Source organism: Kribbella shirazensis (genome assembly GCF_011761605.1).
Classification (GTDB): Bacteria; Actinomycetota; Actinomycetes; order Propionibacteriales; family Kribbellaceae; genus Kribbella; species Kribbella shirazensis.
Genome location: NZ_JAASRO010000001.1, coordinates 7,539,466 through 7,561,767 on the forward strand (window position 1 = coordinate 7,539,466; position 22,302 = coordinate 7,561,767).

General features: G+C 69.3%; 22 protein-coding genes. 8 read left to right on the top strand and 14 right to left on the bottom strand.

What is annotated here, in order from left to right:
• Positions 1 to 250: 250 nt before the first annotated feature.
• Positions 251 to 1,012, top strand: a complete 762-nt coding sequence (locus BJY22_RS35890) for a GAF and ANTAR domain-containing protein (RefSeq protein ID WP_167216010.1) — start codon at positions 251 to 253, stop codon at positions 1,010 to 1,012.
• A gap of 203 nt (positions 1,013 to 1,215) precedes the next feature.
• Here the strand turns inward: BJY22_RS35890 and BJY22_RS35895 are convergent, their stop codons facing one another.
• Complete coding sequence (locus tag BJY22_RS35895) at positions 1,216 to 2,037, bottom strand: ABC transporter permease (RefSeq protein WP_167216012.1); 822 nt, start codon at positions 2,035 to 2,037, stop codon at positions 1,216 to 1,218.
• On the bottom strand, positions 2,034 to 2,933 hold the full coding sequence (locus tag BJY22_RS35900; RefSeq protein WP_167216014.1) for an ATP-binding cassette domain-containing protein: 900 nt from the start codon (positions 2,931 to 2,933) through the stop codon (positions 2,034 to 2,036). Before BJY22_RS35900 ends, BJY22_RS35895 begins: the two co-directional genes overlap by 4 nt.
• A gap of 149 nt (positions 2,934 to 3,082) precedes the next feature.
• Here BJY22_RS35900 and BJY22_RS43165 point away from each other — a divergent pair, with 149 nt between their 5' ends.
• The 3 genes from BJY22_RS43165 (at position 3,083) to BJY22_RS35915 (ending at position 5,863) form a co-directional block, all read left to right on the top strand.
• A complete protein-coding gene (locus tag BJY22_RS43165; protein WP_167216016.1) occupies positions 3,083 to 4,249 on the top strand; it encodes a histidine kinase in 1,167 nt (388 codons plus the stop codon).
• The gene (locus BJY22_RS35910; protein ID WP_167216018.1) at positions 4,246 to 4,920 is read left to right on the top strand and encodes a response regulator; all 675 of its coding nucleotides are present in this window, start codon (positions 4,246 to 4,248) and stop codon (positions 4,918 to 4,920) included. The genes BJY22_RS43165 and BJY22_RS35910 overlap by 4 nt, the downstream gene beginning before the upstream one ends.
• A 169-nt stretch (positions 4,921 to 5,089) precedes the next feature.
• On the top strand, positions 5,090 to 5,863 hold the full coding sequence (locus tag BJY22_RS35915) for a DUF4386 domain-containing protein (RefSeq protein ID WP_167216020.1): 774 nt from the start codon (positions 5,090 to 5,092) through the stop codon (positions 5,861 to 5,863).
• Between the two features lie 5 nt (positions 5,864 to 5,868).
• On the opposite strand, the gene BJY22_RS35920 is transcribed toward BJY22_RS35915, so the two are convergent.
• On the bottom strand, positions 5,869 to 6,156 hold the full coding sequence (locus tag BJY22_RS35920) for an alpha-L-arabinofuranosidase C-terminal domain-containing protein (protein WP_167216022.1): 288 nt from the start codon (positions 6,154 to 6,156) through the stop codon (positions 5,869 to 5,871).
• A 1-nt stretch (position 6,157) separates the two neighbouring features.
• Between BJY22_RS35920 and BJY22_RS35925 the strand changes: the two genes are divergently transcribed.
• The 3 genes from BJY22_RS35925 to BJY22_RS35930 all read left to right on the top strand — a co-directional run bounded on the left by BJY22_RS35925 (position 6,158) and on the right by BJY22_RS35930 (position 7,465).
• On the top strand, positions 6,158 to 6,847 hold the full coding sequence (locus BJY22_RS35925) for a LacI family DNA-binding transcriptional regulator (protein WP_202891422.1): 690 nt from the start codon (positions 6,158 to 6,160) through the stop codon (positions 6,845 to 6,847).
• The gene (locus BJY22_RS43365) at positions 6,765 to 6,935 is read left to right on the top strand and encodes a hypothetical protein (RefSeq protein ID WP_420371442.1); all 171 of its coding nucleotides are present in this window, start codon (positions 6,765 to 6,767) and stop codon (positions 6,933 to 6,935) included. The genes BJY22_RS35925 and BJY22_RS43365 overlap by 83 nt, the downstream gene beginning before the upstream one ends.
• 221 nt (positions 6,936 to 7,156) lie before the next feature.
• A complete protein-coding gene (locus tag BJY22_RS35930) occupies positions 7,157 to 7,465 on the top strand; it encodes a hypothetical protein (protein ID WP_167216024.1) in 309 nt (102 codons plus the stop codon).
• Positions 7,466 to 7,551: 86 nt separating this feature from the next.
• Here BJY22_RS35930 and BJY22_RS35935 read toward each other — a convergent pair whose 3' ends face one another.
• The 5 genes from BJY22_RS35935 to BJY22_RS35955 form a co-directional block, all read right to left on the bottom strand.
• Complete coding sequence (locus tag BJY22_RS35935) at positions 7,552 to 8,652, bottom strand: CopD family protein (protein WP_167216026.1); 1,101 nt, start codon at positions 8,650 to 8,652, stop codon at positions 7,552 to 7,554.
• A 207-nt stretch (positions 8,653 to 8,859) separates the two neighbouring features.
• On the bottom strand, positions 8,860 to 9,117 hold the full coding sequence (locus tag BJY22_RS35940; protein WP_167216028.1) for an HPr family phosphocarrier protein: 258 nt from the start codon (positions 9,115 to 9,117) through the stop codon (positions 8,860 to 8,862).
• 12 nt (positions 9,118 to 9,129) lie between these two features.
• Complete coding sequence (locus BJY22_RS35945) at positions 9,130 to 11,136, bottom strand: PTS fructose transporter subunit IIABC (RefSeq protein WP_167216030.1); 2,007 nt, start codon at positions 11,134 to 11,136, stop codon at positions 9,130 to 9,132.
• Between the two features lie 20 nt (positions 11,137 to 11,156).
• The gene (locus BJY22_RS35950; protein WP_167216032.1) at positions 11,157 to 12,116 is read right to left on the bottom strand and encodes a 1-phosphofructokinase family hexose kinase; all 960 of its coding nucleotides are present in this window, start codon (positions 12,114 to 12,116) and stop codon (positions 11,157 to 11,159) included.
• Positions 12,113 to 12,880, bottom strand: coding sequence for a DeoR/GlpR family DNA-binding transcription regulator (locus tag BJY22_RS35955; RefSeq protein ID WP_167216034.1), 768 nt, complete (start codon positions 12,878 to 12,880; stop codon positions 12,113 to 12,115). Before BJY22_RS35955 ends, BJY22_RS35950 begins: the two co-directional genes overlap by 4 nt.
• A gap of 126 nt (positions 12,881 to 13,006) precedes the next feature.
• On the opposite strand from BJY22_RS35955, the gene BJY22_RS35960 reads away from it, so the two are divergent.
• A complete protein-coding gene (locus tag BJY22_RS35960; protein ID WP_202891423.1) occupies positions 13,007 to 14,668 on the top strand; it encodes a phosphoenolpyruvate--protein phosphotransferase in 1,662 nt (553 codons plus the stop codon).
• Between the two features lie 85 nt (positions 14,669 to 14,753).
• Here BJY22_RS35960 and BJY22_RS35965 read toward each other — a convergent pair whose 3' ends face one another.
• From BJY22_RS35965 to BJY22_RS35990, 6 genes are all read right to left on the bottom strand, one after another.
• The gene (locus tag BJY22_RS35965; protein WP_167216038.1) at positions 14,754 to 15,719 is read right to left on the bottom strand and encodes a metallophosphoesterase; all 966 of its coding nucleotides are present in this window, start codon (positions 15,717 to 15,719) and stop codon (positions 14,754 to 14,756) included.
• A gap of 142 nt (positions 15,720 to 15,861) precedes the next feature.
• On the bottom strand, positions 15,862 to 17,094 hold the full coding sequence (locus tag BJY22_RS35970) for a metal-dependent hydrolase family protein (RefSeq protein ID WP_167216040.1): 1,233 nt from the start codon (positions 17,092 to 17,094) through the stop codon (positions 15,862 to 15,864).
• Complete coding sequence (locus BJY22_RS35975) at positions 17,091 to 18,170, bottom strand: DUF917 domain-containing protein (protein WP_167216042.1); 1,080 nt, start codon at positions 18,168 to 18,170, stop codon at positions 17,091 to 17,093. Before BJY22_RS35975 ends, BJY22_RS35970 begins: the two co-directional genes overlap by 4 nt.
• Before the next feature lie 2 nt (positions 18,171 to 18,172).
• Positions 18,173 to 19,735, bottom strand: coding sequence for a hydantoinase/oxoprolinase N-terminal domain-containing protein (locus BJY22_RS35980; RefSeq protein ID WP_167216044.1), 1,563 nt, complete (start codon positions 19,733 to 19,735; stop codon positions 18,173 to 18,175).
• 45 nt (positions 19,736 to 19,780) lie between these two features.
• Complete coding sequence (locus BJY22_RS35985) at positions 19,781 to 20,776, bottom strand: ABC transporter permease (RefSeq protein WP_167216046.1); 996 nt, start codon at positions 20,774 to 20,776, stop codon at positions 19,781 to 19,783.
• On the bottom strand, positions 20,773 to 22,287 hold the full coding sequence (locus BJY22_RS35990; protein WP_167216048.1) for an ATP-binding cassette domain-containing protein: 1,515 nt from the start codon (positions 22,285 to 22,287) through the stop codon (positions 20,773 to 20,775). Before BJY22_RS35990 ends, BJY22_RS35985 begins: the two co-directional genes overlap by 4 nt.
• Positions 22,288 to 22,302: the final 15 nt, after the last annotated feature.

Consider the following 22,302-nt stretch of genomic DNA (forward strand, 5'->3'; position numbering starts at 1 on the left):
GCGACACCGGCGTCCCAGTGAGCGCTGAGGCGCGGGCTTCGGCTGCGGCGGTCAGACGCGGGCCGCCCGCTCGGGATCCACTTCCATCGGCACGCCTACGGAACCCGCGACGCGCTGTCGATCACTGCGGCGTTGACCATGCTGCTGACCTCGACGGTCGTGCGAAGAACGGCCCAACCGGACAGCCGGCCTGTGGGTCCGGCTCCGCGATCTCGCCAGTCGCCAACTCGAGGTGCATGATGATTGCACCATGGATGACGAGGTACTGGACCTGGCACAGGAACTGGCCGAGGTCGGCCGGCTGGTCGACGACGATGACGTGGCCAGCACGCTGGGTCGGTTCGTCCATCGGATCGTGAGGACCGTGCCGGACTGCGATGACGCTGCGATCGCAGTGCTCGCCGCCGACCGGGCGGAGGTTGTCGCCCGCTTCGACAGGACAGACGAGCTCACCGCGCCGGCCCAGCCCACGCTGGTCCGCGAGCTGATCGCGGCCGGTAGCCCGTTGCACGATTCCCTGACACACGGCGAACCGCATCGGATCGGTGACTTGGCGTCGGACCATCGCTGGCCGAAGTTCGCCGCGGCCGCGATCAACGCCGGGTACCGCAGCTGCCTGTTCCTGCCGCTGCCCACGAACGCCGACGCCGCGGCGGCGTTCACGCTGCTGTCGAAGCAGCCGAACGCCTTCGGGAGCACGTCGTACGACGTTGTCCTGCTGTTCGCCCTCAATGCCGGCGTGGCCTTCGACAACATCCAGCTCTTCGACAACGGGAGGGCCCTCGTCGAGCATCTCCGCACCGCGCTCTCCACTCGAACTACCATCGGGCAGGCCCAAGGATTGCTCATGCAGCGCTACGCGATCACGTCGAGCGTCGCCTTCGACGTACTCAAACGCTGCTCCCAAGACGGCAACCTGAAGCTCCGTGACCTGGCTCGCGAACTCGTCGACGCCCACAACAACGGGCACCTGTCGTCAGCGCTGGTCCGCCACGGCCTCCAGTCGACCTAGCGCAACCTGGCTTTGAATACAATGCGTAACCAAACGGGATGCCAGCGCCAGCAGACATCCCATCTGACTGCATCCCTGGCGAGCGGCCAGGCAGGCATGGTGGTCTCAACCCGCCCAGCCTGGTGGCACCTTTCCGTACGCGTCCGGTGACCACTTGACGATCAGGTTCCCTCATAACAGGTAGTCAATCGTCTGTTGGGTTGTCAGGCGGATTTCACCTCGCGGTGCAGCAGCCGAAGAGTGCCGAGGGCGAGTGGCAGGAGTACCCAGATGGTGCCGGCGACCGCGATGTGCGCCCAGTCGCCGCTCGCGAACGTCTGTTGCTCGAACGCGGGTGCCATGGCTGTGTTGAGGTCGAGCCAGGGGGCGGCGTTCTCGAGGGCGCCGACCATCGCGAAGAGCACGCTCCAGGCGATCGGGATGACGTAGTACAACACGATCGCGGCGGCGGTGTTCATCAGCAGCATGCCGAAGGCGAAGCCCTGCAGGATGCCGATCAGCTGGATGGCGAAGAAGTCGCGGACGTTGGCGGCACCGAAGTTCCAGCTGCTGGCGCCGTCCATGAACGCCATTCCGGCGAGGTTGCTCAGGGCTGCGGCGCCGAGCGCCGCGACCACGGCAAGCATGCCGACCAGGACGACGGCGACCAGCTTGGCGACGGCGATGCGGATCCGGCTGGGTTCGAGGGTGAAGGTCACCAGGCCGGTGCGCTGGCTCCATTCGGCCGTGACCGCAAGGATGCCGAGCACCGGGAGCAGGATGCTCTGCGGCGTCGCTGTCGCACCGACGAAGTTGATGAACGTCAGTTGGTCCGGGTCGGCGACGAACAAGAACACCACGATGACGGCGACGGTGATGAGTCCGATGGCGATCAGCAGCCAGAACCCGGCTCGGGTGTCGACAAGCTTGCGCAGTTCGGCGCGCAGCAGGCGGCTGAAGGGTACGGCGGTGACGCTCGGATCGGGCGACAGTTCAGGCCGGAATTCAGGCCGGAATTCAGGTTCGAAGGTGGTCGTGGTACTCATGCGGTGACCTGCTCTCGTGCGTCGTTGGCGGTGAGCTGAAGGAACATGTCTTCGAGTCCGGAGCCGTCCGCGCCGCGCAGTTCGGTGACGACCACGCCGTGCCGCGCGGTGGCGGTGGCGATCTGCTCACGGGTGGCGTCGACGACGTACGCGCCGTCGGGTTCGAGCTGGTAGACGTAGCCGGCGAGGTTGAGGCAGCGCTCCAAGGCGTCCGGGTCCAGGCCACGCACCAGCGTGCCCGCGGCGTTCAGCAGTTCGGCCTTGCTGCCGTCGGCAACGATCACACCGCGACCGATGACGACGAGGTGATCAGCGATGACCTCGATCTCGTGCAGGAGATGTGAGGACAGCAGGACGGTTCCGCCGCGGTCGGCGAAACTCTTGAGCAGCCCGCGCATCCAGTGGATGCCGGCGGGATCGAGGCCGTTGGCGGGCTCGTCCAGGATCAGCACCTGCGGGTCGCCGAGCAGGGCGTGCGCGATACCGAGGCGCTGTCGCATGCCGAGGGAGTAGTTGCCGACCCGGCGATTGCCCTCGTCGCCGGACAGGCCGACGATCTCGAGCATCTCGTCGACTCGTCGGCGGCTCAGGCCCATGACAGTGGCACCGAGACGAAGGATCTCGCGCCCGGTCCGCCCGGAGTGCTGCGCGGAGGCGTCGAGAAGGACACCGACGTGCCGGCCCGGGTTGGGAAGCTCGGCGTACGGAACGCCGAGGATCGTACTGTGGCCCGCCGACGGCGGCGTCAGGCCGGTCATCATGCGCATCGTGGTCGACTTGCCCGCCCCGTTGGGGCCGAGGAAACCGGTGACGGTCCCAGGCTGTGCCCGGAACGAGACATGGTCGACGGAGACGTTGGCGCCGTAGCGCTTGGTGAGTTCTTCGACTGTGATCATGAGCCGAGCCTGCGCCCGCGGGCATCCCCGGCACATCAGCCGCAGCGCCTGGATCGCAATCCACGGGACACACCTGCCTAGCCCGCGGTAGGGGGTCGCCCGGACCGCGGTCCCTGCCAATAACTACGTCCCTCCCGTACGTTGGACAGGTGGACGCTTTCCGAGCGGTACCACCACCTCCGCTGAGCCACTGGCAGTCGACGTGGCGCTACCTCTTCGCCATCGTCGCCGGCGCAGGTTTCTGGGTGACCAGTTACTACGGCACGTACGCCGGTGAGATTCGTGCCCTCTGGATCATCGATCTCCTGCTCGGAGCCGTCGGCGTGATCCTGCTGCGTTGGAGACGCAGCCATCCGCTCGTCGTCGCGCTGGTCGTCAACGCCCTCGGCACCCTTTCGACGGCCGCATCGGGGGCAGTCGTGGTCGCCACGATGTCGCTGGCAACTCGCCGGCGGTGGCGCGAGATCGTCCCGGTCGCGGTGGTGGGGTTCGTCGCCTCTGTCGTGTTCTTCGAGACCCATCCCGGCGCCGAAGACTCGGTGCTCTTCTCGCTGCTGTTCACGATCGTCTTCGTGAGCGCCGTGATCGCTCCCGGCATGTACGTCGGGGCACGCCGCGACCTGCTCGCCACGCTCCGGGAACGAGCCGATCGCGCCGAACGGGAGCAGAGCCTGCGCGTCGGGCAGGCACAGGCGACCGAGCGCGCCCGGATCGCCCGCGAAATGCACGACGCCCTGGCACATCGACTGTCGCTCGTGGCCCTGCACGCCGGTGCTCTGGAGTACTGCCGCGGCCTGAGCGACGCCGAGGTCGCACAGGCGGCAGCCATCACCCGCAAGAGCGCCCACCTTGCTCTGCAGGACCTGCACGCGATCCTCGGAGTACTCCGAACACTCGAGACCGACGCACCACCAGAGCGTCCGCAACCCACGCTCGCCGACCTACCCGCACTGGTCCAAGACGCCATCGGTTCCGGCACCAAGGTCCGGTTGCACAACCAGGTCGACAACCTTGCGGAACCGCCCGACGCAATCGGCCGCGGCGCCTACCGAATGATCCAGGAGAGCCTGACGAACGCCCGCAAACACGCCCCGGACACGGCGGTCGACGTCACCCTCAGCGGCCACCCGGGCGGACAGTTGGTGCTCGAGATCCGCAACCCGCTGCGGCTCGGCTCCGCGGTGAGCCCGACGCCCGGCTCCGGCCTCGGACTGCTCGGACTGACCGAACGCGCCGAGCTGATCGGTGGCCGCCTCGAACACCTGAGCCTCAACGGGCACTTCGTCGTCCGCGCCTGGCTGCCGTGGCCCGCATGAACGAGTCAGCCGCAAGCCCCGTCCGGGTCGTCATCATCGACGACGACGCCCTCGTGCGCGCCGCGCTCGCGATGATCCTGCGCGCCGACGCCACCATCGAACTCGCCGGCGAAGCCGACGACGGCCAGCCCGGGCTCGAACTCATCTCACGCGTCGCGCCCGACGTCGTCCTGATGGACATCCGCATGCCACGACTCGACGGCCTCGAGGCCCTCGCCCGGCTCATGGAACGACCCACACCACCCAAGGTGATCGTGCTGACAACGTTCGACGCCGACGACCACGTACTCCGGGCACTCCGCGGCGGAGCCAGCGGCTTCCTGCTCAAACACACACCACCCGCACAGATCGTCCAGGCGGTACACAAGGTCGCCGCCGGCGAACACATGCTCTCCCCCACCGTGACCGCCCAACTCATCGCCGGCCTCGGCACGGACGAGCCAGAACCCCAACGCGTCCTCGACGCCCAGGCACTGGCCCAGACCCTCACCACCCGCGAACGCGACGTGGCCATCGCGGTCAGCGCAGGCAAGGTCAACGCCGAAATCGCCGAAGAGCTCTACCTGAGCATGGCCACCGTCAAAGCACACGTCTCCCGGATCATGATCAAACTCCAAGCCACCAACCGCGTCCAGATCGCCAACCGCATCCACGACGCAGGCCTGCTCTGATCGGCGCTGTGACCAGCTGCGCCTGCCCGATCCTGCTCGGGCAGGCGATGGACCGGCGATGGACAGGGCTGACGGACAGGCACATGCTGGTGGCAGCGTGACCAGATCTTGCGATCAGTGACTCGTCGGGGTTGCCGCAGTTCGGGTCCGTGTCTGGGGGGCTGTTCGCATGGGCACAATCAGTACTCAGCAGCACATCAGTGAGGTCACAGAGCGGCTGTCACCGGCCGGGGCGCGACGCAGAACTGTCGTTGTGACGGGGAGCCTGTTCATCGCGTCTACCGTAGCTTTCGCGATCGCGGCGACGGTCTTGGCGATGACGTTCGACTGGCCCGACATCCTGCGGGCGCCTGCGGACGTGGTACTGCCCAGAGTCGCGGCGGGTGGGGCGAGTCTGGTGTGGACCTGGTTCGCGGTCGCCTGGACGTACGCCGTGCTGGCGGTCCCGATCTTGTTGCTGCCGGCCGCGTTGGCTCGCCGCGGCGACCCCGCGCTGCGAGTAGCGACGTACCTGGGAGCTGCGTCTGTCTTGCTGGCGCTGATCGGGTTCCTGCGATGGGTCTTCGTCGCGCCGGCCTTGGCCGATTCGTACATGAATGGCGACGAAGGCACCCGCGCGGCGGTGGCCGCGGCCTGGACTGCCCAGCACCAGTACGGCGGTGCGCTCCTGGGCGAGCACCTCGGTCAGCTTCTGGCCATCGGCTGGTCAGTCACCGTCAGCATCATCATCTTGCGCTCCCACCTGATGCCCGCCTGGGCCGGCTGGCTCGGCCTGCTCGCCAGCGCCGTGTACCTCACCAACCAGGGCGACATTCTCGCCACCGCCATCTCCGGGTTCCCTGTCTGGGACGTGGGCGGGCTCCTCGGAAGCTATCTGTGGGCACTGTGGCTGATCGCGCTCGGGGTCCTGCTCCTCAGGCGCGCGAACAGCAATGCGCACTGATCGGGTCAGCTGACGGCCAGTTGGACTGCTGTCCAGGAGATGGGTGGAAGGGTGAGGGTGACGCGGCCCTGGTCGACGCGGACTGTGGTGTTCGGGCGGGGTTCGACGCGGTTCGGTTGGTTGGCGGTGTTGGTCGCGAAGCGGTCGTCGTCATACAGGCTGACGGCGGTCAGTACGTCGCTCACGGCCGTACTGCGCAGGTCCAGTGTGAGTTCCACGGGGCCGTCGGTACTGCGGTTCTGGAGGAAGACCGCGATCCGGCCGGTGCTCGGAGAGGTCCAGAACGGAGCCACGATGAGCACCTCTGCGGACACACAGCGACGGATGCCGGTGATGGCCGACGTCGCGCGCCGCGCCGGCGTCTCCCACCAGACGGTATCCCGCGTCCTGAACGATCACCCGAACGTTCGCAGCGATACTCGTGAGCGGGTGCTGCGCGCGATCGAGGACCTCGGGTACCGGCGGAACTTCGCGGCTCGCGCTCTCGTCATGCGCCACACCCGCACGCTCGGCGTGGTCAGCTTCGACACCACCCTCTTCGGTCCGGCGAGCACCGTCTACGGCATCGAGCAGGCCGCGCGTGCGGCCGGGTACTTCGTCAGCGTCGTCAGCCTGAAGAAGCTCACCCGGAGCAGCGTCCGGGAGGCCATCGGCTACCTGACAGACCGCGGCGTCGACGGAATCGTCGTGGTCGCGCCGCAACGCTCGGCGGCGCGCGCCCTGGCCGACGTACCCATCGGCGTACCGGCGGTCGCGGTCGAAGGCGGACGCGCCGCCGGCGGTCCGGCGGTGAGTGTCGATCAGGCCGACGGCGCCCGGCAGGCGGTCGAGCATCTGCTGGATCTCGGGCACGCCACGGTCTGGCACGGACATCCCGGAGGCGGAGTTCTTCAGTCCCCCGCTGACGACGGTCCGGCAGGACTTCGGCGAGGTCGGCCGCCGCTGCCTCGAGGTCCTGGTCCGCCGCATCGAACTGCACTCTGACGGCACCGGGAGCGCCCTGGTGCCGGCCGAGCGGATCGTCCGGGCGAGCACCGGCCGGCCGGACCGCCGCCGCAAACGCCTGACCTGACCCGACCGACCTGACCGACACCGACCCGACGGCATCCACGACCCGACATGCATCTCGGGCCCTTCCCATTGACCGTTTCAAACGGCAGTGGCGCTGTTCATTCCCTCCCTCGCCCAGGAGCCGGATTCGTGACCCTCTGTACGTCCGAATGATGCGATGTTTCCCCGACTCGACAGCCGGGAACCCCTCCATCGAGATCGATTGCAGCGACTGGGGGAAGCATGGACGTCGGTTCGCGCGACAGGGGTGGGCAGGTTGCCGGTACTGCGGAGACGACGGCCAACAGTCGTCTCGCCAGCTTTCTGCTGGCACGTATCGCCGAGGACGAAGTCCGAGCCGTGAACGGCCCGGAGGCAGCGCAGGCTGAGGCCCGAGCGCGACGCCGGCTGGTCGAGACCCACCGCCACCACGACCACCACGACCACGACGACCACCACGACGGAACCTGTGGCGATCCGTGCTACACCCTGTGCATCCTCGCTCAGCGCTACCCCAATCATCCCGACCTCCCAACAGAGGCCATGACCTGAGCCGTTGCCGGGATCACCCCTCCGCGGTGGGATGCGAGCCACGGTCTTCGCACCGCGACGCGTTCTTCGACTGAGGCGCGAAATCGCTAGGTTCGGGTGGCGGCGGCGACGAGCGTCGAGGTGAGTGCCAGGGCGGCGACGCCGAGCGCGAGTTCCGCGCCGATGCAGAGGGCGATGACCTGTACCGGGCAGGGACGCGAACGCAGGCGGCTTACGTAATGGTGGCTTCCGGTAGCGGCCAGCAGCATGCCGGCGACGGCCAGCAGCTTGGCAAGCAGGGCGGCGCCGTAGGCGGAAGCGATCAAGGGCCCGAGCCCGCCTGCGTGCATGAACGCGTGAACGGTGCCCGTCACGGCGAGGATCAGGACACTGGCCATCGACAGCCACGAGAAGCTTCCGAGCGTCGCGTGTAGCGCCGACGGGTCGCGGCGTGGCACGACACCGACGGCCAGAACGGCCAGGCCACCGACCCATCCCGCCGCGGCGAGCACGTGGAGCTCGGTCAGGGTCGTCGCAGTCAGCGACAACGGATCAGGCCGCGCAGCGATGACGGTCAGGATCAGCGCCAGCACAGTCAGCGCAGCGGCAGTGCCGTGACCGACACCGCCGCGGCCGGAGACACGGGACCGGACGTGATTTCCCAGCCAGACCACCCCGACAGCAGAGATCGCAAACCTGGCGAGCAGCGGAGCGGCCGGACGCTGCAGCAGCAAGTCGGTCACTGAGGTGAAGCTCGCCAACTCCGACGTATCCACCGAGCCGGTCGCGGAACCTGCGAGGATCCCACTCATTCCGACGAGTCCGGACAGGGCGACGAGCAGCAGGCCGGATCCGGCAAGTCCGATCAGCCTGCGGTCACTACGCCCGGAAGGCCACACCAGCAGCCAAACCGCGAGGGTACCGACGAAGAGCATGAGGCCGACATACCCGGTCACTCGCGCGACCGCGGACAGCAGTCCGATCAGCGGGGCATCTGCTACCGCTCCTGGCGCGGCCGGACGGGCCGCTGCGAGTACGGCGATGGACGCGCAGCCGAGGCCCGTCGCGACCCACGGCACAGGCAACCAGACTCGCCGAGCCCAGGCCGCACTCGGCATCGGGTGGGACGATGTCGAGCCGAACGGTTCGTCCTCGATGGGATGCGCGGGCAGGATTTCGTCGCGCCGCGCGACCGCCGGATTGCTCAAGACCAGTACCTCGGATGTGCAGGGCTGCCGCCGCCCCCGAGGGCAGGTGGCCGGCAGCCTAGCCCACCGAACGACGGTGAGGCCATGCACCAGCAAGACTCCCCCGGCGACAGCAGGCAGACACCTTCGCGTGATACCAGCACTCCTACGTGACCGACGACGCTATGACCGCAGACCACCCGCCGCGCTGGCCGCTTGACACATCCATCAGGCGTCGAGGTCGGCTGCGACCAAGTCGACCACTTTGCGCAGGACTGCTTCGTCGGCGCAGGTCACCGTGACGTCGTCGCCGTACTTGGCGCCGAGCGTCATGATGAGCAGGGCGGAGCCGGCGTCCACCGGTACGCCGCCGTTCGTTGCGAGTGTCACCGGTACGCCGGCTTCGGTTACGGCGGCCGCGATGACGGCCGCGGGGCGGGCGTGCAGGCCGACGGCTGAGCCGACAGCGATCGTGGTGCTGGACATCGGAACTCCTTTTCAGGCCGCGACGGCGGCCGGGGTCGTGGTGGTGGACGACTTGCGTCCGAGCTGTTTGGCGATCGACACGGCCACCGCACCGACTGCGGCACCGGCGACGAGCGCCAGGACGAAGACCGCGACGTGGCCGATCGCGAAGAAGACGAAGATGCCGCCGTGCGGTGCCGACAGGGTCACCCCGCCGGCCATCACCAGCGCACCGGTGGCGGCGGAGCCGATCATGATCGACGGGATCACGCGCAGTGGATCGGCGGCCGCGAACGGGATCGCGCCCTCGGAGATGAAAGATGCCCCGAGCAACCAAGCGGCTTTCCCGTTCTCCCGTTCGGCCGGGCTGAACAGCTTCGGGCGGACGGCGGTGGCCAGTGCGAGCGCCAGCGGCGGCACCATCCCGGCCGCCATCACGGCGGCCATCACCTTCAGCGAGGCGGGGTTGTCGACCGACAGGCCGGCAGTCGCGAAGGCGTACGCCGCCTTGTTCACCGGACCCCCCATGTCGAACGCCATCATCAGGCCCAGCACGATGCCGAGCACGATCGCCGATGAACCGGACAGCCCGTTCAGCCAGCTCTCCAGGCCTGAGGTGATCGCGGCCAGCGGCCGGCCGAGGACCAGGAACATCAGCCCACCGGCGAACAACGACGCGCCGAGCGGGATCACCACGACCGGCATCAGTCCGCGGCCCCACGCCGGGACCTTCAGCCTGCTGATCCACAAGGCGGCGAAGCCGGCCAGTAGACCACCGACGATTCCGCCGATGAACCCCGCGCCGACCGTCGTCGCGACCACGCCGACGGTGAAGCCCGGCGCGATGCCGGGCCGGTCGGCGATCGCGAAGGCGATGTAGCCCGCGAGCGCCGGAACCAGGAAGCCGAAAGCGAGCGCACCGAGACTGAACAGAACCGCCCCGAGGTACTGATCGAGGCCGCCGGCCGGCAGGTCGGCCAGCGAGTTCTTCGCCACGATGTCGGCCGCCGACGCGTTGATCCGGTAGCCACCGAGCAGGAAGCCGAGGGCGATCAGCAAACCGCCGGCGGCGACGAACGGGATCATGTAACTGACGCCGGTCAGCAAGATCTGGCGCAGCCGCACCGCCCAGGAGACATTGCCCGAGCGCATGTCCTTCCGGGACTCGGCGGAGGCTGCACCTTCGACTTTGGGCGCATCCGGGTCGCTCGCGGCCTCGAGTGCATCGGCGACCATCGCGTCCGGTTCGTTGATTGCCCGCTTCACACCGGACGCGACCACAGGTTTGCCGGCGAACCGGCCGCGGTCCTTCACCCCGACGTCGGTGGCGAAGATGACCGCCTCCGCGGACGCGATGACGTCGGCGGGCAGCGGGGTCGACGCGCCCGATCCCTGCGTCTCGACGTGTACCTTGACGCCTGCTCGCTCGCCGGCGGCGACCAGCGAGTCCGCCGCCATGTAAGTGTGCGCGATCCCGGTCGGGCATGCTGTCACGGCGACCAGGTGCCGCTCGGCGGCCGGCGCCTCGTCAGCGGCCGCCGCGGCCGTGTCGGCAGGAGCGTCGGCGGCTGGGGTTGTGGGCTGTTCGGCAGGAGCGACGGCTGCCTGGACCAAGGAGACAAGCTCATCCGGCGAATCCGCAGCACGCAGCGCGGCCGTGAACTCCGGCTTCACCAGCGACCTCGCGAGCGCTGTGAGCAGGGTCAGATGGTCGGCGTCCCCACCAGCGGGCGCCGCGATCAGGAAGACAATGTCCGCCGGCCCGTCCGGCGCGCCGAAGTCCACTCCGGGCTTGAGCCGAGCGAACGCCAGCGTCGGCTCGGACACAGACTCCGACCGGCAGTGCGGAATGCCGATTCCACCGGGCAGCCCGGTGGCCGCTTGTCCTTCGCGGGCCAGCGCGTCGCCGTACAAGCCGTCGACGTCGGTCGCGCGACCGGCCGCCACCACACGGGTGGCGAGCTGACGGATCACGTCGTGCGACGTAGTACCGAGGTTCTCGTCGAGGACGACGAGGTCGGCCTGGATGATCTGAGACATGGGGGTTCCTCTCGGCCGCGTCACGACGCGACGGGACGCGGAGCCAGGGCGACGACGCTGACGCCGTCAGGACGGAGATCGCCCGGCCGCGGCATCGCGGACCCGGCGAGCTGGACAGCGGCGGCCCCGAAGGCGACCGCCTGACGCAACCGATCGGCCGGCCCCGCACCGGCCAGGTCGGCGAGCAAGTAGCCGGAAAGCGTGGCATCCCCCGCGCCGACGGTGTTGATCGGTACGACGGCGCCGGCCTGACCGAAGTACGCCGCACCGTCGCCGTCGACCAGTACGGCGCCGTGCCGACCGAGCGTCGCGAGCACGGCACCAGCACCACGGGCGATCAGCGCCCGCGCCGCATCGGCGACACATTCCGCATCGGACTCGAGCTTGGCGACATCGAGGCCGGTGAGCTCCGCGAGCTCCTCGGCGTTCGGCTTGAGCAGATCCGGTAGGACCGCCGCGGTGGCCACGGCCTTCAACGGCTCGCCGGACGTGTCGACAGCCACCGCGCAGCCACGCGCCCGCAGTGCTGCGATGAGCCCGACGTACCAGTCGTCCGGAACCCCGGGCGGTAACGAACCGGACAGCACCGCCCACCGAGCACCGGCCGCTTCATCGAGTACGGCGGCAACCAGCGCGTCGAGCACATCGTCGGCGAGCGGCGCGCCGGCCTCGTTCAGCTTGGTGGTCGTGCCGTCCGGCTCGACCACGGTGACGTTGACCCGAACAGGATGCGGTACGTCGACCGCGTGGAAGGCGACCGCCTGCTCCCGCAGTGCCGCGAGCATGCCATCGTCGCCCCTCGCCGGCAGGACCGCGACCGTCGGCGCACCGGCGCCGGCCAGCGCGCGGGCGACGTTCACCCCCTTGCCGCCCGGGCCGCTGCGCACTGTGACGGCGCGCAGGACCTCGCCGCGGCGCAGTTCGCCGGCCAGCTCGATGGTTCGGTCGACGCTCGGGTTCGCGGTCAGCGTGACGATCATGCGACCACCACCTCGACCTCACGCCGCTCCAACTCGCGCACCACCGTGCGGTCGATGCCGTCGTCGGTGATCAGGACGTCGATGTCATCGATCGACGCGAACCTGACCAGGTGCTCGTGGCCGATCTTCGACGAGTCGGCGACCACGACGACCTGGTGTGCAGCGGCGACCATCGCCCGCTTCACCGCGGCCTCGTCCGGATCCGGCGTGGTCAGGCCGTGGTCGACCGTGAGTGCGTTGGTTCCGACGAAGGCCAGGTCGACCCGGAGATCCGCCAGCGCACCGACAGCCTGCTCGCCGACCGCCGCCTGGGTCTCGCCCCGGACCCGGCCGCCGAGCAGGTGCAGTCGCACACTGTCCGCCCCGCCGAGCCGGGCGGCGATCGGGACCGCATTGGTCACGACGACCAGCCGCCGATCGACCGGAAGGAGCGAGGCGATGCGCGCGGTCGTCGTACCGGCGTCCAGCAGGATGCTCCCGCCGTTGCCAGGCAGCAGGCCGATTGCGGCCTTGGCGATCCGGTCCTTCTGCTCCGCGCTGGTGGCGTCGCGCTCGGCGACACCCGGCTCGATCACGGTCAGCGCGGTGGTCGAGACGGCGCCGCCGTGCACGCGGCGCAACAAGCCGCCGCGCTCGAGCTGGGCGAGATCCCGCCGCACGGTCTCCGTGGTGACGCCGAGGTCGGCGGCAATGCCACTCACCGTGACGCGACCCTGATCGCGGACCTTGCCGACGATCGCCGCCAACCGCTCCTCCGCGTACATGTCGACTCCCGATCTGCGTTTCGTTGGGATTTCGTGTGGTTTTAATTGGTTTTACGCCCGGTCTATTGACATGTCAAGACCTTCGTTCGTAACGTCCTGGCAACCCGCCGGATGCAGAGGACCGCGATGAACACTCCGACAGACACCCTGTGGAAAGGCGTTCCGGTCGTGCCGGGCGTCGGCTACGGCCCGGCGATCAGGCCCGCGCCACGCCCGCCCGTCCCGGAACCGGTCACCGTTGCCGAGCCCGATCGACCGGCCCAGATCGCTCGATACCAGGCAGCCGCCGCAACCGTCGCCGAACGGCTCGCCGAACGCGCCGGCCTGGCCTCCGGCGCAGCCGCCGAGGTGCTGAGCGCGACCGCCGACCTGGCCCGGGACCGCGGTCTCGCCGCGGCAGCCGCCCAGCGGATCCAGACCGGTGCGGACGCCGTCCACGCCTGCGTGCAAGCCACCGAGCAGTTCGCCACGCTCTTCGGTCAGCTCGGTGGGCTGATGGCCGAGCGAGTGACCGACCTGCACGACATCCGCGACCGGATCATCGCCGAACTCACCGGCGCCCCGGAGCCCGGCGTACCGCGTCCGACGGCCCCGTCCGTGCTCGTCGCGGACGACCTCGCTCCCGCTGACACCGCCGGTCTGGACGAGTTCACCGTCGCCCTCGTGACCCGGCTCGGCGGACCGACCAGCCACACCGCGATCATCGCCCGCCAGCTCGGCATCCCGTGCGTGGTCGCGGTGACCGATCTCCCCGAGATCGCCCCGGGTACGCCGGTTCTGGTGAACGGCGAGACCGGGAAGGTCGAGGTCGCCCCGAACGAGCTCGCGGCCCGCACGGCGGTCCGGACCGCGGCCGCACAGCGCGCCGCCACCGATGCGTGGCGTGGTCCCGGCCGGACCGCCGACGGCCACCTCGTCAGCATCCTCGCGAACGTGCAGGACGCGGCGTCCGCACAGCAGGCCGCCGGCAGCCAGGCCGAAGGCGTCGGACTCTTCCGCACCGAGCTGGCCTTCCTCAACCGCGAGACCGAGCCGAGCGTCGACGAACAGGCCGACCTCTACGCCGAGGTACTGCGGGCCTTCGCCGGCCGAAAGGTCGTCGTACGAACCCTGGACGCCGGCTCGGACAAACCACTCGCCTTCACCGGCGCGACCGACGAGCCGAACCCCGCACTCGGGGTCCGCGGACTGCGGCTCGCGTTCACCGACCCCGGAATCCTGGACCGCCAGCTGGACGCGATCGCCCAGGCGGCCGAACGTACCGGCGAGCAGCCCTGGGTGATGGCGCCGATGGTCTCGACCGTCGCGGACGCACGATTCTTCGCCGACCGGGTCCACGCTCGCGGGCTGGTCGCCGGAGTGATGGTCGAGGTGCCTGCCGTCGCGCTGCTCGCCGATCGCGTCCTCGCACACGTCGGCTTTCTGTCGATCGGTACCAACGACCTCACGCAGTACACGATGGCGGCGGACCGGCTCTCCCCCGAGCTCGCGATACTGACGGATCCGTGGCAGCCGGCGCATCTCGCCCTGGTGGCACAGGTCGCCCGGGCCGGTCAGGTGGCCGGCAAGCCGGTCGGCGTCTGCGGCGAGGCGGCCGCCGATCCCTTGCTGGCCTGCGTCCTGACCGGACTCGGCATCACCTCGTTGTCAGCGGCAACGGCTGCGCTGCCGGCCGTCGGTGCCCGGCTCGCGGCAGTGAGCCTGGACCAGTGCCGCGCCGCAGCAGCCGCCGCCCTCGGGGCCGACGACCCCGGCCACGCCCGCGAAGCCGCCCGCGCGGCACTCTGACGGCTCTGAACATCCGTGCGCCGCCGACATGTAAGTGCCCGCGAGGAGGCCTGGCGGGCTCCAGTTGCCGAGCGCGCTGTGCGGCTCAGGCCTGGTAGGCCGGTGCCCCGAACGGGACGGTGCGGGTCGGTTCGCGGCCGAAACCTTCGATCTTGAGATGGTCCTCGAAGGCCTGCACCATCGCGTACGACGTCACGGTCGTGTCGACCATGCCCTTGAAGGTGATGAAGTGCTTGCCACCGGTGAAGCCGTAGTTGCCGGCGTGGTTGTGGCCGTTGAACCAGGCAACGACGTTGTCGTAGGAAGTCACCAGCTCGACGAGCTGAGTGTCGTTGTAGGCGTTGTGCTGGTTCAGCGGGTAGATCGGGTGATGCGAGTTGAGGACGACCTTGTCGCCGGCACGACGGGCATGCTCGAGGACCTCCTCGATCCAGGCGAACTGCTCGGCGCCGACGCCACCGTTCCAGGTCTGGGCGTTGGGCTTACCCGCCGCTTGCAGGTCGGCGCGCATCTTCTCGGCGAGGGTGTACTTCTCGGATCCCTTGGGGTTTCCGTAGGTGCTGATGTCGTTGGTGTCGACCACAATGAATCGCCAACCGTTGCGACGGAACTGGTAGTGCGACGACGGCATGCCCATCGTCGGAAGAAGTTGCTCGCGCGGCAACTGGAAGTCGTGATTGCCGAGAACCTGGATCTTGGGCATCCGCAGCTTGTCCCAGATCGGCATGATCATGTCGAAGCTCGCCGCGAACTCGTCGACCATGTCGCCGAGGTGGAACGAGAAGCGCAGATCGCCGTCGTTCAGCGTGGAGACGGCCTCCGTCAACTTGTCGACCGACAGCCGGTAGAGACGAACGGGCCCGTCGGGCTTGTCGGCGTACTGGCAGTCCGCGATGACGCCGAACCGCAGCAGCGGCGAGTTCGCGGCGGCGGCCGAAGCTTCGGCCGGCACTGCGGTGAGAGCGGCGATGCCGGCGGCCAGGCCGAGGAGATGGCGGCGCGTCGGCGAGAAAGCTGCCGGATCGGTCGGGCCAGCGGGAGTGATGGGCATGGTGTGCTCCGATACTCAGGTGGACGATCGGCCCGAGTACATCGACGCCGAATGGCGCCGCAGCAACAGAGCACAGCATGTTGCGTTAACTACTCACCAATTCGACCACGCCGGCCGGCCTGCCCTCCCTGGATCTGTCAGATCATTCCGGGTGTCGGGCATCTGTCTGATCCGCAGGCCGCCGGATGCGGCCGGACTTGATGACCAGGCGGAGGTTCTCGCGGAACTTCTCCAGTTGCCACGGGTCGCCGTCGAGGATCACGAGATCGGCGACCGTCCTCGGAGTGATGCGGCCGACGTCGGGTAGGGCGAGGAGGTCGGCCGCGGAGGAGGTTGCCGCTAGCAACGCCTCCTGAGGACTGAGGCCGGCGCGGACCAGCCACGCCAGCTCCTCCGGGCTGGAGCCGTGGGCGAAGACCCCGGAGTCGGTGCCCATCGCGATCCGTACGCCGCCCTGGTGGGCCCGGGTCACGGCGTCCAGATGGGTAGCCGCGATCGACCTGGCTTTCGTCTCGATCTCCGGCGTGACGCTCATGCCCGCGTCGATGGCCTCGACCAGCGAGGCCGGCGCCATCAGCGTGGGTACCAGCCACGCGTCACGCTCGAGGAACAGGTCGATGCACTCATCGTCGAGGAAGACCCCGTGCTCGATCGAGCGAACCCCGGCCCGCAGTGCCTGCTTGATCCCGGCGGCACCGTGGGCGTGGGCCATCACCGGCAGCTCTACCGCCGCCGCCTCGTCGACGCAGGCTGCGAGCTCGTCGTACGTGAACTGAGGATGCCGTGGATCGTCCCGCGTCGACATCACGCCGCCCGACGCACAGACCTTGATCACGTCGGCGCCGGCGCGAACGAGTTCGCGGACCCGCTTGCGCATGGCGTCCACGCCGTCGACCACGCAATCCGGCCGGCCGGGGTGCGGCACGAGCAGCCGCTGCAGGTCCCCGTGCACGTTCCAACCGTCGGCGTGACCACCGGTCTGACTCAGCACCGACACCGCGATCTGCATCCGCGGCCCGTCCACGAGCCCGGTCTCGACAGCAGTCTTGACCCCGAGATCCGCGCCACCCGCGTCCCGGACGGTCGTCACCCCACTGCCGAGCAGCCGCCCGAGGTTGGCCGCGGCCTCGAAGAACTCCAGCGAGAACGGCCGCGACTGGATGCGCGCCAGATCCATCCCGTCGAACACAGTGTGCACATGACAGTCGATCAGCCCAGGGGCGACCAGCGCACCGTCGAGCTCGACGATCTCGTCACCGGCCAACGCCGTACCGACCTCGGTGATCCGCTCCCCCTCGACGGCGACATCCGCCAGGTACGGCGGTACGCCGGTGCCGTCGAAGACCAGGCCGCCGCGCAGCACCAGGCGCGTCATCCGGCGAACTCCTCGACGGGCCGGTAGTCGTGCTCGTACCCGAACCGGCGGGGTCCGGCCAACTCGATCCCGGCCGCTGTCCGCCAGTGCGGGTCCGCGGGCAGACCGAGCACCGCGACCCGGTAGCCGTAGCGGATCTCCTCGGCCGGGATCGGCGTACCGGTGTCGAGCTCCAGCGCCATGATCAGGTCCGGGCTGGTCGCGACCATCGCGCCGTCGCGTTCGGCGGCGAGGTTCTCGTTCTGGAAGTGGATCGTCATCGTGTGGTCGCGATCGCCGTCCAGCCCACTCAGGTGCGCCTGGCCGATCGTCCAGCCGCGTTCGTTGCGCCGCTCCACCTCCTCCACCTTTCCGGTGAACAGCAGGACGCCGCCCTGCTGCTCGAGTACGGCGTCGACCGGCGACGTATGCGCGGCCCGTGCTTCCCGGATCGTCCGGCCGAGGTCCTGCGCCAGCGTCAGCGCACCCCGCACCAGCCGCTGCTTGGCCTCCGCCCCGGTCATCGGGTACAGCGCCATCGCCGCGTTCGCGCCGCTGGCCAGCACAGCCGCCCGTGCGTACTCCTCACTCCAGGCGTTGCTGGTCGATTCCAGGAACATCGTGTTGCCGTGCTCGTCGACCATCACGAAGGGTGTGGCCGATCCGCCGTACAGGGTCGGTGTGACCATCTCCAGGTGCGGGAACGCCCGGCCCATCCCGTCGGCGTCGACGACCGGGAGTCCTCGGGCAGCGGCGGTCGCGAAGGGCGTGACCGCGTTCAGGCCACCCGCTTCGGCGGGGCAGACATAGTCGTACGTCGTTCCGGTGAACCGCTCCAGCTGCCCCAGCACCCTCTCGTACTCCGCAGCGCGCGGCAGCTTCTCGATCAGCACACCAGGAGCTCCGATGCCTGCGATGAACACCATGTTCGCGGTGTCGGGCACCTCGTCCACGTCGACCAGCTGGACGGGTCCGAACCGGCGGATCGCGTCCCGGGCCAGGAGCATGCCGACGTACGGGTCGCCACCGCCGCCGGAGCCGAGGACGGTCGAGCCTGTCGTGATGTCGTTCAGGGCTTCCTCGTCGATGATGCGCATGCTCAGTTCCTTTCCGGGGTCTCGGAGTTGCTGGTCGGGAAAGGCCCGGCGGCCTTCACCCGGATGTGCACGGCCGACCCGCCGCCGAGGTGTGTCAGTGGTACGTCGTCGGCGTCGACCACCCGCACTTGGCCGAGGTCCGCACCGGCCTCGACGGCCCGTGCGATCGCCTCCGCTTTCGCCTCGGCGAGAGCCTCCGCCCGGCTGCTCCCGAGCAGGTTGTAGACGCGGTCGACCTCGCCGCCCGCCTCGGCGAACGCGGCGCCGACGGCGTTCGCCACACCAGCCTGTTCAGGGATCACGAGGTCGGTGAGTCCGGGAGCGACCGCCAGCAGCGGAGCACCGCCGCCGACCACGATCACCGGGGTGGCGCTGGCCTGCAGTTTCGCCTTCTCGACGGCCTGCGCGACGCGATCGGCGGCCACCTCGAGAGCCCGCCGCACCGCCGTCGGGTCGAGGTCCGCGACCCGACCGGGATCGCCCATCGGAGCAGCTCCCGCAGCGACCGCGACATCGCTGAACGTCAGCGTGTCACCGCCGAACAGCCTGGCCTGGCTGGTGATCCGGTAGCCGACGCTCTCCGGGCCGACCGTACCGCCGTCCGCAGACACCAAGGTGCCGCCGCCGAGCGCCATCGACAACACGTCGGGGATCCGGAAGTTGCTCCGGACACCGGCCAGGCTCATCGCGACCGTCGACTCCCGCGGGAAACCGTTCTGCAGCAGCCCGACGTCGGTGGTGGTACCGCCCACGTCGACCACGACGGCGTCGTCGATCCCCGTCAGCAGTGCGGCGCCGCGCATCGAGTTGGTCGGACCGGACGCGATCGTGAAGATCGGGAAGCTGCGGGCCCGATCCAGCGTCATCACCGTGCCGTCGTTCTGCGACAGCAGGACCGGCGCATGAATGCCGGCTTGGGCGACGACCTGCTCGAGGCCGTCGATGACGCGGCCGGCCAGCCCCAGCAGGGCCGCGTTCAGAATCGTCGCGTTCTCGCGTTCCAGCAGACCGACCCGGCCGACCAGACCGGAGCGGGTGACCGTGACATCGGGCAGCTCGTCCAGGAGCAGCCGCTCGGCGGCCAGCTCCGGCTCCGGGTTCACCGTGGAGAAGACCGAGCTCAGCGCGATGTGCCGGACACCGGACTCGGCGATCTGCTTGGCGATCGCGCGCAGGCCGACCTCGTCGAGTTCGCCCAGCGACCGGCCGTCGAACTGGGCTCCGCCGGCGCACACGTAGAACCTGTCGCCGACCACCGGCTTCAGGTGGTCCGGCCAGTCGAGCATCGGAAGCATGCTCTGCGGCGGCGTGGCCAAGCGAACCACCGCGACCTGTTCCAGGCCGCGGGCTTGAGCGATGGCGTTGATGAAGTGCGTGGTGCCGATGAACACCGACGACACGTCGGCGGTGTCGACGTCTCGCAGTACGTCGGTGAGGGCGGCGAGGATGCCGATCGTGACGTCCTCGGTGGTAGGTGTCTTGGTGGCGGCGAGGACCTCGCGGCCGTCGAGGACGACGGCGTCGGTGTTGGTACCGCCGACGTCGATTCCGATCCGGTAGGACATGGTGATCACTCCTTCGGCCGGTGACCGGCCGGTGGTTGGGACGGTTCAGACCTCGCGCCGGGCGCGGTCGATGCCGACGGCAACGAGCAGGACGACGCCCTGCACCGCGCCGATCCAGAACTGCGGCATCCCGCTGAGCAGCAGGATGTTGGACAGGATCACGAGAAAGAGCAGGCCCAGCAGCGTTCCGGCCAAGGTGCCCTGGCCGCCGGAGAAGCGGGTACCGCCGAGCAGTACGGCGGTGAGCGCGAAGAACTCGTTGCCCAGGCCGGCTGTCGGGTCCGCGGCACCGAGCGTGCCGACCAACAGCAGGCCCGCGATGCCGGCGCAGAGCGCACAGATCCCGTAGCAGGCCATGACCACGCGATCAACCGGCACACCGGCGAGGCGGGCGGCCTCGCGGTTGCTGCCCACGGCGTACACGTTCCGGCCGAACACGGTCTTGTTGAGCACGACCCACAACACGGCGAACACGACGGCCGCGATCAGCACCGGGATCCGGATCCCCAGAACAGAACCGTTGGCGAGCCGGTCGAGTGCCGGGCTGTACACCGGCTTGCTGGAGCCGTCGAGGATCACCCGCAACACGCTGGGCAGGATGGTGAAGCTCGCGAGAGTGACGATGAAGAAGTTCATCTTCGCCTTCGCGATCAATACCCCGTGGACGAACATCCCGATCGCCAGCGCCGCGGCGAGACAGCTGACGATCACCAGGCCGTCGGGCAGTTGCCAGCCGACCAGCAGGAACACCAGTCCGCCGATGAAGCCCTGCATCGCACCGGTGGAAAGATCGAATCCGACCTGCAGGACGACGAACGTCTGCCCAAGGGCCATGATCAGGACTGCGGCGTACGTCGCCAACTGCACCATCAGATACGGGCCGCTGCGGAGCTGGGAGAGGAACGGCATCGCGCCGAAGAACAGCACAAGACCGATGGCAAGGAACAGTCCTTGCTGGCGTACGGTTCCTGACAGCTGCCGCCGGCCCGGCCGGGTAGGGACCGACTGGTCTGCGTCGGTGGTGGCACTGGTGAGGGTCATGAGTGTGCTTCCTCCACGTCTGATCCGAGCGAGGCCGCGAGTACCTCGTCCTGCGTGACGTCACCGACCGGGCGGTCGAGGACGAGCCGGCCGTCGCGCAGGACGACGACGCGGTCCGAGATCTCGAAGAGCTCGTCGAACTCGCTGCACATCGCGACGACGGCACTGCCCGCGGCTGCGGCGGCGGCCAGCGCGGCGTGTATCGCGGCGCGCGCCGACGCGTCCACGCCCTGTGTCGGTTCGTCGGCCAGCACGAGCCGGGCCGGCCGGGCCAGCGCGCGGCCGACAACGAGCTTCTGCTGGTTGCCGCCGGACAGCAGCGCTGCCGGTCGGTCCGGGTCGGCTGGCCGAACCTCGAACCGCTCGATGAGTGCGGAGCTCGCCGCGCGCTCGCCGGCGCGCCGGCGGAACGGACCGCGCCGTACGTCGCCGTCGTCCCGCCCGACCAGGAGATTCGCGGAAACCGGCAAGTTGCCGAGGATCCCTGTCTGCTGCCGGTCTTCGGGGATGTACGCGACGCCGGCTGCCTGTGCCGAACGAATGTCACCGAGCCGGACCGGACGGCCCTCGACGGTCACCTTCCCTGCGGCGGCAGGCCAGGCCCCCGCTAATACGGACGCCAGCCGGGACCGGCCGCTGCCGCTCTGCCCCGCGACGCCGACGATCTCGCCGCGGTGGGCGACCAAGTGGTCGACCGTAAGCCCTCTCCAGCCCCGCAGGCCCCGCGCTTCGAGCACCACGTGCCCGAGGTCCGGCCGGTGCCGAGCCTGGTCGGGCCGCTCGCCCGCCGAGAGCAATCGCACCACGTGCTGCTCGGTTCCGGGTCCGACCGGGCCAGTGTGGCTGACGCGGCCGTTCCGGAGTACGACGACCTCGTCAGCGAGCTCCAGCACGTCACGCAGCCGGTGCGAGACGATCACGACCGTGCCGCCGGCCCCGACGGACCGTCGGATGAGCGCGTGCAGGTTCTCGACACCGTCCTCGTCCAGTACGGCGGTGGGCTCGTCGAGCATCAGGACCCGTGGATGCCGGGCCATCGCGGCGGCGAGCTGGACCAACTGGCGCGCGGACTTGCTCAGCGTGGCAGTGGGAACGTTCATCACCGACTCGGGCAGCAACCCGGCGAGGTGCCGAGCGGCGTACTCACGGCCGGCACGATCTGCCAGGAAGGGGCCACGCCTCGCCTCGGGCCGACCGAGTACGACGTTCTGCCAGACAGGTAAGTGACCTGCCACGGTCGGCTCCTGGGGAACCAGCACGATTCCCGCCCGTTGCGCCGCGGCCAGGCCGGTCACGGGTACGCCGTCCGGGCCGGTGATCGTTCCGCGGGTGGCATCGATCGCTCCGCACACAACACGGAGCAGGGTCGTCTTTCCTGATCCATTGGCGCCGACCACCGCGGTGACAGCGCCCCTGCGGATCGTCACGTCGATGTCGTCGAGGGCGACGGTCGCGCCGTACCTCATCGTCACGCCGCGGGCGCTGACCGCGGGATCGTTCGTGTGCCGCATCACGACTCCCGGGCC

What these genes read in the sequence shown, in the direction of transcription:
- BJY22_RS35990 (WP_167216048.1), bottom strand. Translation starts at nt 22,287, where the DNA reads ATGCGGCACACGAACGATCCCGCGGTCAGCGCCCGCGGCGTGACGATG.
- BJY22_RS35930 (WP_167216024.1), top strand. Translation starts at nt 7,157, where the DNA reads ATGGACGTCGGTTCGCGCGACAGGGGTGGGCAGGTTGCCGGTACTGCG.
- BJY22_RS35965 (WP_167216038.1), bottom strand. Translation starts at nt 15,719, where the DNA reads ATGCCCATCACTCCCGCTGGCCCGACCGATCCGGCAGCTTTCTCGCCG.
- BJY22_RS35915 (WP_167216020.1), top strand. Translation starts at nt 5,090, where the DNA reads ATGGGCACAATCAGTACTCAGCAGCACATCAGTGAGGTCACAGAGCGG.
- BJY22_RS35960 (WP_202891423.1), top strand. Translation starts at nt 13,007, where the DNA reads ATGAACACTCCGACAGACACCCTGTGGAAAGGCGTTCCGGTCGTGCCG.
- BJY22_RS35910 (WP_167216018.1), top strand. Translation starts at nt 4,246, where the DNA reads ATGAACGAGTCAGCCGCAAGCCCCGTCCGGGTCGTCATCATCGACGAC.
- BJY22_RS35895 (WP_167216012.1), bottom strand. Translation starts at nt 2,037, where the DNA reads ATGAGTACCACGACCACCTTCGAACCTGAATTCCGGCCTGAATTCCGG.
- BJY22_RS35975 (WP_167216042.1), bottom strand. Translation starts at nt 18,170, where the DNA reads ATGCGCATCATCGACGAGGAAGCCCTGAACGACATCACGACAGGCTCG.
- BJY22_RS35890 (WP_167216010.1), top strand. Translation starts at nt 251, where the DNA reads ATGGATGACGAGGTACTGGACCTGGCACAGGAACTGGCCGAGGTCGGC.
- BJY22_RS35950 (WP_167216032.1), bottom strand. Translation starts at nt 12,116, where the DNA reads ATGATCGTCACGCTGACCGCGAACCCGAGCGTCGACCGAACCATCGAG.
- BJY22_RS35985 (WP_167216046.1), bottom strand. Translation starts at nt 20,776, where the DNA reads ATGACCCTCACCAGTGCCACCACCGACGCAGACCAGTCGGTCCCTACC.
- BJY22_RS35980 (WP_167216044.1), bottom strand. Translation starts at nt 19,735, where the DNA reads ATGTCCTACCGGATCGGAATCGACGTCGGCGGTACCAACACCGACGCC.
- BJY22_RS35900 (WP_167216014.1), bottom strand. Translation starts at nt 2,933, where the DNA reads ATGATCACAGTCGAAGAACTCACCAAGCGCTACGGCGCCAACGTCTCC.
- BJY22_RS35945 (WP_167216030.1), bottom strand. Translation starts at nt 11,136, where the DNA reads ATGTCTCAGATCATCCAGGCCGACCTCGTCGTCCTCGACGAGAACCTC.
- BJY22_RS35925 (WP_202891422.1), top strand. Translation starts at nt 6,158, where the DNA reads ATGAGCACCTCTGCGGACACACAGCGACGGATGCCGGTGATGGCCGAC.
- BJY22_RS35940 (WP_167216028.1), bottom strand. Translation starts at nt 9,117, where the DNA reads ATGTCCAGCACCACGATCGCTGTCGGCTCAGCCGTCGGCCTGCACGCC.
- BJY22_RS35955 (WP_167216034.1), bottom strand. Translation starts at nt 12,880, where the DNA reads ATGTACGCGGAGGAGCGGTTGGCGGCGATCGTCGGCAAGGTCCGCGAT.
- BJY22_RS35970 (WP_167216040.1), bottom strand. Translation starts at nt 17,094, where the DNA reads ATGACGCGCCTGGTGCTGCGCGGCGGCCTGGTCTTCGACGGCACCGGC.